The sequence below is a fragment of the Legionella sainthelensi genome (genome assembly GCF_900637685.1).
In the GTDB taxonomy this organism is placed as follows: Bacteria; Pseudomonadota; Gammaproteobacteria; order Legionellales; family Legionellaceae; genus Legionella; species Legionella sainthelensi.
The window spans coordinates 4,082,698-4,095,838 of record NZ_LR134388.1 but is presented as its reverse complement, the minus strand read 5'-3'; the positions used below and the strand labels follow the sequence as shown (position 1 = coordinate 4,095,838).

The window sequence follows — 13,141 nt, the reverse complement described above, 5'->3', positions numbered from 1 at the left end:
AGCAATTTATTGTGGATTTGGTTTTTTAACTCTATACCCAATTTTTCTTTTCAAAATTGAGACGGATCGATATCTCCAAGGCATAAATTAGTTAATGCGCGCAGATAATCGGCTTCATCGGGCGGTAAATTATTTTTTTGTGAAAGCCAAAGGAATTCGGCGAGTTGCTCCATTAATAAATGCTCAACAGCTAAAGGGTCGTTGTATTTTTGCATTAATTTAGTGAAGACAGCACTTATTCCAACAGGACGATTAGTAGTTACTTGCTCTCTCACGGCAAGATGAAGGCCCATATGCAAAAAAGGATTAGGCTGTCCTTGTTCTGGAAAGTAGGATTGTTGTTGAAATTTATTCTGATTCTCAAGAGTTTTATGATACTCAGGATGCGCAAGAATGACTTGGACAATTTCATTTTCTAAAGGAGATAAAAGTTTTTTTTGTTGAAATTTTTCCCAGCTGGAAAAAAACATCTGTCGTGTTTCTTGGATGGTATCGCCATAAAACATGTATTGCTCAAAATTTATAAAAACATAAGTTTAGCTCAAGCGTGCTGGAACGACAATAGACCCATTTCGAAACTACATTCCTTAAAATACACGCTCTTGAGTTGACATGGATCATTGGTTATGAGATATTTCGCCTTGCGAGGTTGGACTTGCTATGTGTCATTCCACTGGGTCAATTGGCGACACACTGATTGGCCCTTTCTATTCTAAGTTGATTTTTCAAGTAATGCTGAAATTAAATGGACGCTATCCGTACCTAATTTGATTCCTATAAAAGCCATAAGTAGTCCGCTAACGAGCTCAATGCCTTTCCATACATTTGCTTTGGTTAGAATGTCAGAAAAATATCGAGCAGTAAATGTTAATGAACTGAACCAAATAAAGCTTGATGTAAGCACACCTAACAGGAAAATATGTTCTTTATTAGGGTATCCGCTACTGCCCCCGCCTATAATAACCAAAGAGTCGATAATTGCATGGGGATTAAGTATACTAAAGCCTAGGGCTAGAAGTATTATTTGAGCTCTAGTTCTGGGCTGAGCAGTATTCTCCGAAGCTTTCTCAGTTTTTGAAAAAGCATTAGTTAGGGCTTTTGCAGAATAAAAAAGCAAAAAGGCAGTGCCTAGAAGCAGCATCCAGATTTGCAAAACAGGGCGAATTATGAGTAACTCATGAAGACCTGCTATACTGCCACAAATTAAGATAAAATCACAAATAAAACAAATAATGGCGGAGAGGATTGCATGGTTTTTAAGCGCGCCTTGTTTGATTAAAAAAACATTTTGTGGCCCTAAAGCAATGATTAAGGATAAGCCTAAAAGTAAGCCATCGAGGTAAACAAACATAATAACGATATAAAAAAAATCAAAGATAGCTATTATAACATTGCAACTTGTGTATTGTGGAGTATAAAATGCGTCGGTTATTCTGTCTCCATAAGATATGCGTACAAAATAAGAACAAATAGGAGGGGGCGTGGGCTCTTTGTTACTAAGAAAGCTAATTGTCACTGCAACGGTGACGGTGCTTGGCATGACAGGTCAATTATTACAAGCAGAAAATGCACCTGTTCAAGAGAAATTGTCAGTTATTGATGGATATTATCCTGCTTATCCACCTACCGCTCCAGCTACCGGTGAGCAGCAAACTTTAATTCAGAAAGGTGAGTATTTAGCAAAAATGGGGGATTGTATTTCCTGTCATACTAATGTTAAAGGAGGTACCCCGGCTTATGCTGGAGGATTGCCTATAGCGACACCTTTTGGAACATTTTATAGTCCCAATATTACTCCAGATAAAGAAACTGGTATTGGTAACTGGACTGAACAGGATTTTATTCGTGCCTTAAGAGAGGGACGAGATCCTCAGGGTAGAAACTATTTCCCGGTATTTCCCTATATTTATTTTTCTAAAATATCCGATGAAGATGGACGTGCATTGTATGCTTATTTTATGAGCTTGCCACCAGTTCACCTCGAAAATAAATCATTGCCTTTCCCATTCAATGTTCCTGGTGCGCGTTTTACGCTTTGGGGATGGAATATTTTATTTTTCTTCCCTCAAGAGGGTGTGTACCAATACGAGAATGATAAATCTCCAGAATGGAACCGTGGAAAATACATAGTAGACGGCTTAGGCCACTGCAGCATGTGTCATACTCCCTTAAACGTATTTGGGTCTCCAAAGACCAGATATTATTTAACAGGTGGATTTATTGATGGTTATTGGGCGCCTAATATCACTAAATATGGGTTGGAATCAGCTACTCATCAAGAAGTTGTTGATGTGTTTAAACACGATAAACTGATTAACAATGCTGGCCCTGTAGCTGGTCCAATGGCTGAAGTGAATCATAACAGTCTGATGTATTTAACTGATGCTGATAGAATGGCTATTGCCACTTATCTCAAAACGGTCGTTAGTGAAGAGCCTTTGGGACTACCCGCTTCAGAAAAGCCGCCATCTCTTTCTCGTGGAAAGGAAGTGTATTTCACTGCATGTGTGATTTGTCACCAAGAAGGAGCAATGACTGCCCCATTAATGGGAAGTTCTCCAGGTTGGTATGAGCGGTTAAGAACAAGCGGCTTAAATGGATTATACCGCCATGCTATCCATGGTTTTAACTTCATGCCGGTGAAAGGGGCTTGTGTTACTTGCTCTGATAATGACATTATTTCTGCTGTCGATTATATATTAGATAAGTCATTGACGCGTACGCAATTATTAAACCTCAAGTCTGGTGGTGCGAAAAAATATCCTACTAACGGAGAAACGATTTACAATGAAAATTGTGCTGTTTGTCACAATGAAGGGAAAAATGGTGCTCCTAAGTTAGGGGATAAAACAGCGTGGCAACCTTTAATTGCAGAAAATATGGACGTTCTCATTGAGAATACTGTTAATGGAAAAAGTCATGTGAAAAACGGTGGTTGTAAACACTGTTCAACCGATGAAGTAATCGAAGCAATTAAGTATATGGTTAGTAAATCTAAAACTGAAGGAAACTACTCTTTGTGGTAAATTGAACTTTGAGCCAAGGCCTGAAAATCAGGCTTTGCTCAAGAAAAAGGGCGTATGCGTTATGTTCAAGTTAAGGTATTGCTCATGACCTTTGCTTGAGTGGAGATATTGATTGAATTGAAGAGCCAATTATCTGAATATAAGGCATGGGAATTTTTTCATACCTTATATTCAAACTTCAATGATAAGACGAGGAATGGGGATGTTAAACAGGTTAAAAATCTGTAAATTAATAATAATGCTAGGTGTCTGGTGTGGGAGTCAGCCAATATTTGCAGCTGCAAATAATTGGCAGCTGAATATGTATGAAGGAGTTACTCCTATCAGTAAGGATGCTTACTACCTGCATATGGTTTGTATGGCGGTATGCGCCGTAATAGGTGTTGTTGTATTTGGGGTAATGATTTACTCTATGATTCATCATAGAAAATCTAAAGGCTATAAGGCAGCATCATTCCATGATAATCCTAGATTAGAAATTTTCTGGTCTATTATCCCTTTTTTAATTTTAGTTGGACTTGCAATACCAGCGACTCGCGTTTTAATGCGTATGGATGATACAAGACAATCAGAACTTACTGTAAAAATAGTCGGGTATCAATGGAAATGGCAATATGAATATCTTGATCAAGGCATTAGCTATTTTAGTATTTTATCTACCCCATTTAATCAAATTGAAAACAGTCAAAAAAAGAATGAGTGGTACTTATTGGAAGTCGACAAGCCACTAGTCCTACCTGTAAATAAGAAGGTTCGTTTTCTGGTTACCTCAAATGATGTAGTGCATTCTTGGTGGGTGCCTGAATTAGGTATAAAACGTGATGCAATTCCTGGATTTATGTACGAAGCTTGGGCGACTATTGAAAAACCTGGCACTTATAGAGGCCAATGTGCTGAGCTGTGTGGCGTCAATCATGGGTTTATGCCTATAGTGGTCGAAGCAGTAAGCCAAGATGATTTTGATAAGTGGGTGGCGGCACAAACAAAGTCAGAAGATAAATACGCGAATGAAGAGGCGAGGGAAGCAGTACAAAAAACAATGACTCGTGACGAGTTACTGACATTCGGGAAAGAAAAATATGACCAAATTTGTTCCCCATGTCATAGGCCTGATGGGATGGGTATACCCCCGCTGTATCCAGCACTAAGAGGGAGTTCTGTAGCTACAGGTCATCCAATTTCCCGTCATATAGATGTGATACTTCATGGAATTCCTGGTTCTGCAATGCAACCTTATAAAGATCAACTGACGGATGAGGAAATTGCTGCTATCGCCACTTATGAGCGTAATGCTTGGGATAACAACACTAATGAGTTAATTCAACCCACGGATGTTGCAGCGCAACGAAAGAATGCTAATCAACAACCAACCATGGTTAATAAAGTTCAAGCTGGAGGTTTGCAATGAGTAGTTATACATTAGCACATGATGAAAAACACGATGATCATGGACCTGAGCAAGGTAAGGGTGTTTTAGGGTTTATAAAACGCTGGTTGTTTACTACGAACCACAAAGATATTGGTACACTTTATTTGTGGCTGGCAATGATTAGCTTCTTTGTTGCTGGTGGAATGGCTTTAGTGATTCGAGCAGAGCTTTTTCAGCCCGGCCATCGGTTTGTTGATCCAAACTTTTTTAACCAGATGACGACACTGCATGGACTAATCATGCTATTCGGTGTGGTTATGCCAGCGTTTACCGGAATAGCAAACTGGCAAATTCCAATGATGATTGGTGCTCCAGATATGGCATTGCCCAGGTTAAATAACTGGAGCTTTTGGATTCTGCCCTTTGCTTTTACTTTATTGCTTTCCACGACATTTCATGCGGGTGGTGGCCCAAATTTCGGTTGGACTATGTATGCACCTTTATCGACTACATATGCTCCCCCAAGCACGGATTTCATGATTTTCTCAATTCATATGATGGGTCTGTCATCCATTATGGGTTCAATTAACATCATTGCAACGATTTTAAACCTACGCGCGCCAGGCATGACTTTAATGAGAATGCCCATGTTTGTTTGGACTTGGTTAGTTACTGCGTTTTTATTAATTGCAATTATGCCCGTATTGGCAGGTGCAGTGACTATGATGTTGGCGGACCGACATTTTGGAACAAGCTTTTTTAGTGCAGCTGGTGGCGGCGATCCAATACTTTTTCAGCACGTATTTTGGTTTTTTGGACATCCTGAAGTTTATGTTTTGGTAATGCCTGCTTTTGGTGTTATTTCAGAAGTAATTCCTACCTTTAGCCGTAAACCTTTATTTGGTTATTATTTTATGGTTTATGCAGTTGTGAGCATTGCCATATTGTCATTTATTGTTTGGGCTCACCATATGTTTACAACAGGTATACCCTTAGGCGCAGAATTGTTCTTTATGTATACTACGATGTTGATTGCAGTACCTACTGGAATTAAAGTATTTAACTGGGTAAGTACGATGTTCAAAGGATCTATGACCTTTGAAACTCCGATGTTGTTCGCATTAGCTTTTGTATTTTTATTTACAATTGGTGGTTTTACAGGTTTAATGTTGGCTCTGGTCCCTGCAGACTTCCAATACCAAGACAGCTATTTTGTTGTGGCCCATTTCCACTATGTTTTAGTTCCAGGAGTAATATTCGCCCTTTTTTCAGCTACATATTACTGGTTGCCTAAATGGACTGGTCATATGTATAGCGAGTGTTTGGGTAAATGGCACTTTTGGCTATCGGCCATTTCAGTAAACATCGCTTTCTTTCCTATGCACTTTTTAGGGTTAGCAGGCATGCCAAGAAGAATTCCTGATTATGCGTTGCAATTTACTAATTTTAATATGATCTCTTCAATCGGTGCTTTCATCTTTGGGTTTACCCAATTACTCTTTTTATATAATGTGATTGCTACGGTCAGGAAGAAAGGAACTAATAAGGATATTGCCGCTGCACGATCATGGGAGGGTGCTTATGGGCTAGAGTGGACTTTACCTTCACCACCTCCATATCATACCTTTTCAACGCCCCCTAAGTTAGATTTATAGGTGTATTTATATGAGTGAGAGGAAAGGGCATAACAAGTTAGTCTCTTTGTTAGCCTTGCTTGTGGTGGGAATGTTTGCTTTTGGTTTTGCCCTAGTCCCTATTTACAATAGTATTTGTAAAAGTCTTGGGATTAATGGCAAAACAAATCCAGAGGCAGTCGCGTATGATGCCACTAAGGTAAAAGTTGCTAAAGACAGATTAGTTACGGTTGAGTTTGTTGCAACAAATAATAGCGGAGTGCCATGGGCATTCTATCCTAAAACTCGAAAAATACAGGTTCATCCTGGTGAAATTGCGAAGCTGGCTTTTTATGCGGAAAATAAAACCGATCATCCAATGTCAGTACAGGCAATACCCAGCGTCACTCCTGGGATTGCCGCGAAATACTTGAAAAAAACGGAGTGTTTTTGTTTCACTCGGCAAACACTAGATGGACATGAGGCAATGAATATGCCTTTATTATTTCATTTGGATGCTGACTTACCAGAAAAAATAAATACGGTTACTTTGTCTTATACTTTATTTGATGTAACCGATAAATGATTATTGATACAGGAGATTAAATTACAATGGGAGCACATGGTACTTATTACATCCCTAAACCAAGCCATTGGCCTTTAGTTGCTTCATGCGGATTAACTACTACTCTTGTGGGCGCTGGATCATGGCTTCATGATGATTGGTATGGCCCTTATATATTCACCATCGGTCTTGGCATTATGGTTTTCATGCTCTTTGGCTGGTTTGGTCAGGTCATTTATGAAAACTCCAAGGGTGTATATGATGAACAGGTTGACCGCTCGTTTCGTTGGGGTATGTGCTGGTTTATCTTTTCTGAGGTGTGTTTTTTCGGTGCTTTTTTTGGCGCATTATTCTATTCAAGACTTTGGTCTGTGCCTCTTTTAGGAGGAGAAGTACATCCTATTACTCATTTCACGCTCTGGCCAAATTTTAACTCTACTTGGCCTATATTAAATAATCCGGATAACCATGTTTTTGCTGGAGCTCATGAAGCAATGGGGGCTTGGGGTTTAGCAGCAATAAATACATTAATTTTATTAACCTCTGGGGTTACAGTAACCTGGGCGCACTGGGCATTAAAATTAAAGAAGCAGAAACAATTACTCATTGGTATGGCTTTAACAATTTCATTAGGTATCTTGTTCTTGGCGCTTCAAAGTTATGAGTATCATGAGGCTTACACGGAGATGAATTTAACTTTATCCGCCGGGATTTATGGGACGACTTTTTTTATGTTAACCGGTTTTCATGGCCTACACGTCACATTGGGAACTATAATGCTCATCGTTATCTTTTTCCGCTGTAAATACGGCCATTTTACACCAGAGCGACATTTTGCTTTTGAAGGTGTTGCGTGGTATTGGCACTTTGTAGACGTTGTTTGGTTATTTTTATTTGTTTTTGTGTATTGGTTATAAAAATATTCGTAATCACCTTTGTCGCAGCAAGAATTTGCTGCATTCTTCTTGAGCGATTCCCACACATTAAAATAGCGCTTACCGCGTTTCATACCTGTGGGATCCCTTGTATACTTGAGTCTGCGCAAGGTAAGACCGTGCGCAACGTATCGCAAAGCTTGGGTAACACCCCTAAAGTTTTATTATAGTTTCCCCAGACTGAAGCAGAGCACAGATTTTCAAATCATTTCTATCTGCTCCCACTTCCATGCTAGGAGTTTGAGTCGCATGGTGATGCTTTTTCGCGATACTCGGGGTGGGGAAAGGGAATGTCTCAAATGGTTAATGACGATGAACTCTGGTCTTGTTTAGAAAAATTTCTTGCGATACCTAAAAGCTGCCATAAAAATGAGCAATTATTGATGTAAGTAATATGTCGGATGCTGCGTCTTGGTGATGGATGGAGAGATTTGCCAGCAGAGTATGGTCACTGGAAAAGTGATTATAATCGTTATAACAATGGGTGAAAAAAAGGCTTATATACCGTAATATTAGCGGAATTTAAAAAAGATAGATCTCACGAATAGGCTCTATTTAAAAGTACATCAAGATGCGATGAGAAACACCCACGATAAAGTTGTAGAAGTAAGTGGTTTTAGTTTTGGTGGGCTTCGCAGTAAAATCCATGCCAAAGTAGACATTAAACATCGGTCAAAACATAGGAATAATAAATCTTCAAAGGCTAATTTTAATTCTGTCAAAAAAAGAAAGTTACAAATACTTGCACCGCCAATGGGTCATTGGCTGGAAGCCAAATTAAAGCAAGCTCAGAATAAATAATAATCTAAATTCTGAACGCTGATTCGGTCGCATTAATAAAGGCCTCATGACCAATTATTTTTTTAGCAATAATCGCTTTCTGAGCTTGGTCACTTAAAGGCCTTTGGTGGGGTTGAGCTTCGGTTGTAAAAAATGGCCAGAATCCCCTTCTTTGACTAGGAGCCACCCATTTTGTTAACGAATCGGTTTCTGCAATTTCTTTTCTTTCTATAGGGGTTAGTTGCTCTTTTTGTAATTTTTTCTCAACATAGTGTGGTAAATCAGGTATATCTTCTATCTGCTTCCCTTTTTTATCCAATAAGCTGGATAATTGTGATTGCAATTGCATTTTTTCTTCTGTAATACGTCTTTTTTCATGAGCAAGTTGACTTGCTGCTTCTTCTACAGTTTGTTTGCCTGCTTCGCGAAGCTCTAATAAAACTTGGCTTATATCTTCGATAAACTCGGACTTATCATAGTGCGCCATAAATTGGTCAAGGCGTTGCAGTGCTTTTTGTGCTGTAATAAATTGAAACAATAAAAAAGTTGGCTCTGGAACTTTCGTTTTAAACCAAGCAAGTAATGAGGAATGTGCACATACACCATTAACCTGCAATGTGAGTAAGTGCTTGTCATCATGGAGTCTCCCTTCATGATATAAACGGAGAAACAATGCAGTCATTTTTTCCATGGACTGTCCATCTTCAACGATTAGAGGCGTGAGTAATTCTTCAATGAAATTCGTGTTAAAAATTTCCTCTATTGACATATTGCTTGTGACTTTAACAGGACGGGTTAGTGTGGTGCTTATAAGCGATAGGAAAAGAGTTCTATAACTTTCAGTTTGTGTTTCTCCAGCACCGGTATTAATTATTTTAAAAATAACTTCTTGTGTGTTGATTTTTTGACATTCAATTACAGTTGCATGGCCTCCATTTGCCGTGACATACCCATGCGGAATAATGAGAGAACCTCCAGGCGGTAGTTCAAATAGAGACTTTTGCACTTGATAAGACAAATCATCAACTAATTGTTGTTGCGCGTCTTTATTCTCATTTAATTGCTTTATAACCTGAACTGTATCCAGCTCATAAGAAAATTTAGAGCACTCTTCGATTTGTTTGTGCAAATCATTAAACAGACGCTTTGTCTGGTTATCCAATTCAAGCGTTTGAATGTTAACAAAATCACTTAAATCATTGAGGAAATGCTGGTAAGCACTCGATCTTACTTTTCCTTGTAAGATTTCATGATGATTTAAATCGGTATTACCCATTAAATGATGTGAAAGATAAGTAAGTTTTTCTTTTTCTTGATATTGATCATAATGATCGCGTTGCCATACTTGTCTTAAATCAAAACCAAAAAGTGAAGTATGCGAAAAATAAAATTAGGATAATGGATGTTGTTATAGGTTGTGGCGGCATTTACACGGGACTTTTCAATTAGTCCAATGATTGATTGTAACTTTTCTTCTTCAGGAGAAACAAATCCAAAAAAACCAACGAATTTTTCCCACCAACTTTTTTTGTTATAGATTATGGAGTTGACTTTGTTAAGTGGCGCAAGCAGTTCCGCTAAATACTCCTGTTGTGCCAGAGAACTTCGCTCAGGTGACGCGTTGTATTTTTTAAATAATGCTCGTGCTTTATGAGCGCACCTCTCAATTTCACGTTTTGAAAAAACTAATTCATTTGAAATATCTATAATAAAAGTAGCTAATGCAGTTCTTGCTTCTAAATTAAAATTCATCTCAAAATTAGTTTATTATCAAAATTCGCCCGCATTGTAACAGTGAAATATTAAGGAATTATTAAATCTGCACCTAGTTGCCTGAGTACGCATTGCCTCACTATTGCTGTTGCCGAAAGGAGGAAAGCAAAAATGGGGGAAGTACGCATGGATTTACATTTGAAAACACAGCGTTGGCGTTATCACCGGGGTAATCGTGAAGTGAAGAAACGCATATTGGATGAGTTTTGCGAGACACATGGCTATCATCGTAAAGCGGCAGCTAGGTTATTAAGGCAGTTCCCCATCGCTGATAAAAAACCTAAAAAACCAGGCAAAAAGAAAGTTTATGACCCTAGTATATTATGGGAGCCGCTTAAAAAGATTTGGCTTGCTGCGGATCAGATGTGTGGCAAGCGCTTAAAAGAGGCTCTGCCCATATGGTTACCGCATTATCAGAAACATCATGAGACTTCATTAGATGAGCTCTCTACTCAATTGCTGGCAATGAGTGCAGCAACAATCGATCGCTTGCTAAAACCCATTAAATCTCGCTATGGAAAAGGTTTAAGTGGAACGAAACCCGGAAGCCTTCTAAGAAAACATATTCCGATTAATACAAACCAGTGGGACACGAGACAAGTTGGTTTTATGGAAGCAGATACTGTGGCACATTGTGGCACTTCGCTAATGGGTGATTTTGTCTGGTCAATTACAATGACCGATATTTTCAGTGGCTGGACAGAAGTGCGTGCTACTTGGAATAAAGGAGCGACAGGTGTACTGTAAGGCATAGAAAACATAGAAGAAAACTTACTCTTTGAAATCAAAGGGTTTGATTGTGATAACGGCTCATAGTTTCTTAATTGGCACCTTATTCGTTATTTTACTGACCGCGGTTCTCAAAAATCCGTACAATTTTCCCGTTCACGTCCTTATAAAAAAGACGATAATGCGCATGTTGAGCAGAAAAACTGGACTCATGTTGTCAGCTCTTTGGCTATCATCGTTTTGATAATCCAAAGATAGTGGAACTCATGAATGACTTATATTCTAATGAGGTATCTCTTCTTTTTAATTTTTTCTATCCCTGTATTAAATTGATTGATAAAGTGCGAATCCAATCCAAGATTAAGAAAAAATATGACAAACCGCAAACTCCTTACCAACGGTTAATGGCTTCCAGCTGTCTTACATTAGATCAAAAAAAGACCTTACAAGAGCAGTTTATTACACTGGATCCATTTAATCTGCAAAAGAAGATCCAAAAGAAGCTAAAATTAGTATTTAGATTGGTTCAGGTTCAGAATACAAAACAGAGAAAGGCTATTTAATGAAAAGATTAAGCACTGCATTAGACCTGTTTGGAGATAAAGCCTGTGGATATGATGGACGAGTCCTTCGGACCTGCCTGTGCCCTATGGGACGTTTGAGCAATAGCTGTGGATAACAAAAAGATGTTACCCACAGCTATTGCTCAAACTCACAGGCTTCTCGTCCACATATCCACCAGGCTCAATAGCAACTATTTATTAACTGCAACAAAACCTCTCAAAAGCAACACTTATTTTGAGGCAACGACTCAGTATATTTTTTGTCCTTCGGCAACACCTTTCATTGAGGCAATAGGAGTACCGATTTTATCTTGAGGCAGCGCCTTTCATTGTTGTATTTACTTTTGTTAAAGTATTAGGAAATTCCTGCTTTTCAAACATCAATATAAAAAGCCACTCTGCTCCTCAGATTGCGTAAAGCATATGCTCCGCTTATGTCGGAGCATAGTTACCGAGTTCGCATTAGCCCTTATAACCCTAATTAGGATTTTACGCTACAAGAGTGCGGTATCGCTGGGATTTCTTCGTAAGATATGCTAGAAACATTTGAAGGATTCCATTTTTTGAAAAATCCATATATCTTATCTTCTAAAGTAGCTACTGTGTGATGTATTTGACCAGATTGATGCCTATTTTGTTGTTTTTCTGTAGTTGGTTCTGATACCTGCTGATAAACTGGGGCTGTAGAAATTTCACTAGATACAGCATTCACCGGCTCTTGGGGCTGTTCATGGCTTTCTGATGCTGTAACCATGTCCAAATCGAACTTCATTGGATTTTTTTCAGGTTGATTATTAGCTTTCCGCATATAATTTATTGGATCTTTTACTAACTTATCAAATTCATTTTGGACAATCTGACTATCACTCTCACACAATTCTTTGGAGGTTTCGTTTCTAAGTCTAGTAATTTCCTTATTTGTAAGTAATGAATTAAAAACAGCCTCAATAGCACCTACAGGCAGTCCTTTTAATTCTGTTTTATTCTTGTATTTTGCAAAAAACTTTTTAAGCTCGAGATCAAAAAAAGTGTATACATCATAGGCCTCGGTCAACTTATTATTATCAAATCTTGCAGAAACAAAGGAATTAAGACTAAGTATATCTTTAGGACCCAATTTGGTCTTGTTTTCAGGAACGCCTTGGATGCTCAGATAGTTATCAATTTTTTCTGCCAGAAGCATCATCGCATCGACAGAAGAGTACTTATTAAAATAAATCGTGATTTGATCGGTGTTCTTAAAGCGTTTATCAGAAGAATAGGCGGGCTCAATAATTTTATAATTAAAATTCACACAATTGCCTCTTTCCAATGCCTCTTCACTTAAAAGTTTCACTAAGCCTAAGATGACCTCTTCATTTATATCGCCAATCTCATTGATATTGACATGAAACTTAAGAGAAGCATCTGCATTCTCGTAAGACATGCCGAAGAAGAAATTATTCATTAATTTCTGTTTCGCTAATTTTTTTAATTCATCATTGGCAGTTTGTAGATTATGAAATTCTGTGATTGGTCCGGCAAGATCATCACCAGCATTACATATCAATTTTAAAGGTAAGTATTTATTCGGGTTATGGTCTATCATATAGAAAATTGCTCGAAACATCTTATGACATTGAATCGCCTTGTTTTGTTTTCTAATTCCATCTGCTAATGCTTCTCCTGTGAGTTCTTTAAATTTCATGTTAAATCTCCAAATCAATTTCTAGAAGTTACTCGTTATTAGATCTATAGATGTAGCTTCTCAATAAGCTTGGGAAGGGGCTATTTACCAGGATCCAATAG

At 38.3% G+C, this 13,141-nt stretch carries 12 protein-coding genes; 7 read left to right on the top strand and 5 right to left on the bottom strand.

All coding sequences use genetic code 11. The annotated features are described in order from the left end of the window. Positions 1–50: 50 nt before the first annotated feature. On the bottom strand, positions 51–506 hold the full coding sequence (locus EL220_RS17770; protein ID WP_027270424.1) for a DUF1841 family protein: 456 nt from the start codon (positions 504–506) through the stop codon (positions 51–53). A 206-nt stretch (positions 507–712) separates the two neighbouring features. Beyond that, the gene (locus EL220_RS17765; RefSeq protein ID WP_035905833.1) at positions 713–1,351 is read right to left on the bottom strand and encodes a LysE/ArgO family amino acid transporter; all 639 of its coding nucleotides are present in this window, start codon (positions 1,349–1,351) and stop codon (positions 713–715) included. Positions 1,352–1,481: 130 nt separating this feature from the next. Here EL220_RS17765 and EL220_RS17760 point away from each other — a divergent pair, with 130 nt between their 5' ends. From EL220_RS17760 to EL220_RS17730, 6 genes are all read left to right on the top strand, one after another. Then, positions 1,482–3,026: a c-type cytochrome gene (locus EL220_RS17760; RefSeq protein WP_027270425.1), complete on the top strand. Its 1,545-nt coding sequence runs from the start codon at positions 1,482–1,484 to the stop codon at positions 3,024–3,026. Positions 3,027–3,228: 202 nt separating this feature from the next. Next, on the top strand, positions 3,229–4,434 hold the full coding sequence (gene coxB, locus EL220_RS17755; RefSeq protein ID WP_027270426.1) for a cytochrome c oxidase subunit II: 1,206 nt from the start codon (positions 3,229–3,231) through the stop codon (positions 4,432–4,434). Continuing rightward, positions 4,431–6,050, top strand: coding sequence for a cytochrome c oxidase subunit I (gene ctaD, locus EL220_RS17750; RefSeq protein WP_027270427.1), 1,620 nt, complete (start codon positions 4,431–4,433; stop codon positions 6,048–6,050). Before coxB ends, ctaD begins: the two co-directional genes overlap by 4 nt. 10 nt (positions 6,051–6,060) lie before the next feature. Beyond that, positions 6,061–6,594: a cytochrome c oxidase assembly protein gene (locus EL220_RS17745; protein ID WP_027270428.1), complete on the top strand. Its 534-nt coding sequence runs from the start codon at positions 6,061–6,063 to the stop codon at positions 6,592–6,594. A gap of 26 nt (positions 6,595–6,620) precedes the next feature. After that, positions 6,621–7,490 carry a cytochrome c oxidase subunit 3 gene (locus EL220_RS17740; protein WP_027270429.1) on the top strand — a complete coding sequence of 290 codons (870 nt, stop codon included), beginning with the start codon at positions 6,621–6,623 and terminating at the stop codon, positions 7,488–7,490. 594 nt (positions 7,491–8,084) lie between these two features. After that, positions 8,085–8,309, top strand: coding sequence for a hypothetical protein (locus EL220_RS17730; RefSeq protein ID WP_027270430.1), 225 nt, complete (start codon positions 8,085–8,087; stop codon positions 8,307–8,309). 4 nt (positions 8,310–8,313) lie between these two features. Here EL220_RS17730 and EL220_RS17725 read toward each other — a convergent pair whose 3' ends face one another. Both EL220_RS17725 and EL220_RS19415 read right to left on the bottom strand, forming a co-directional pair. Beyond that, positions 8,314–9,564: a hypothetical protein gene (locus EL220_RS17725; RefSeq protein ID WP_232002545.1), complete on the bottom strand. Its 1,251-nt coding sequence runs from the start codon at positions 9,562–9,564 to the stop codon at positions 8,314–8,316. Between the two features lie 74 nt (positions 9,565–9,638). Next, the gene (locus EL220_RS19415; RefSeq protein WP_232002544.1) at positions 9,639–10,040 is read right to left on the bottom strand and encodes a hypothetical protein; all 402 of its coding nucleotides are present in this window, start codon (positions 10,038–10,040) and stop codon (positions 9,639–9,641) included. Between the two features lie 132 nt (positions 10,041–10,172). Between EL220_RS19415 and EL220_RS19410 the strand changes: the two genes are divergently transcribed. After that, positions 10,173–10,808, top strand: coding sequence for a hypothetical protein (locus EL220_RS19410; protein ID WP_232002543.1), 636 nt, complete (start codon positions 10,173–10,175; stop codon positions 10,806–10,808). A 1,026-nt stretch (positions 10,809–11,834) separates the two neighbouring features. Here the strand turns inward: EL220_RS19410 and EL220_RS17710 are convergent. After that, positions 11,835–13,040 carry a hypothetical protein gene (locus tag EL220_RS17710; RefSeq protein WP_027270433.1) on the bottom strand — a complete coding sequence of 402 codons (1,206 nt, stop codon included), beginning with the start codon at positions 13,038–13,040 and terminating at the stop codon, positions 11,835–11,837. Between the last annotated feature and the right edge of the window lie 101 nt (positions 13,041–13,141).

Excerpts from the sequence above, each read along its gene's own strand:
- EL220_RS17770 (WP_027270424.1), bottom strand. The coding sequence starts at position 506 with ATGTTTTATGGCGATACCATCCAAGAAACACGACAGATGTTTTTTTCC.
- EL220_RS17765 (WP_035905833.1), bottom strand. The coding sequence starts at position 1,351 with ATGTTTGTTTACCTCGATGGCTTACTTTTAGGCTTATCCTTAATCATT.
- coxB (WP_027270426.1), top strand. The coding sequence starts at position 3,229 with ATGTTAAACAGGTTAAAAATCTGTAAATTAATAATAATGCTAGGTGTC.
- ctaD (WP_027270427.1), top strand. The coding sequence starts at position 4,431 with ATGAGTAGTTATACATTAGCACATGATGAAAAACACGATGATCATGGA.
- EL220_RS17745 (WP_027270428.1), top strand. The coding sequence starts at position 6,061 with ATGAGTGAGAGGAAAGGGCATAACAAGTTAGTCTCTTTGTTAGCCTTG.
- EL220_RS17740 (WP_027270429.1), top strand. The coding sequence starts at position 6,621 with ATGGGAGCACATGGTACTTATTACATCCCTAAACCAAGCCATTGGCCT.
- EL220_RS17730 (WP_027270430.1), top strand. The coding sequence starts at position 8,085 with ATGAGAAACACCCACGATAAAGTTGTAGAAGTAAGTGGTTTTAGTTTT.
- EL220_RS17725 (WP_232002545.1), bottom strand. The coding sequence starts at position 9,564 with ATGGGTAATACCGATTTAAATCATCATGAAATCTTACAAGGAAAAGTA.
- EL220_RS19415 (WP_232002544.1), bottom strand. The coding sequence starts at position 10,040 with ATGAATTTTAATTTAGAAGCAAGAACTGCATTAGCTACTTTTATTATA.
- EL220_RS19410 (WP_232002543.1), top strand. The coding sequence starts at position 10,173 with ATGGGGGAAGTACGCATGGATTTACATTTGAAAACACAGCGTTGGCGT.
- EL220_RS17710 (WP_027270433.1), bottom strand. The coding sequence starts at position 13,040 with ATGAAATTTAAAGAACTCACAGGAGAAGCATTAGCAGATGGAATTAGA.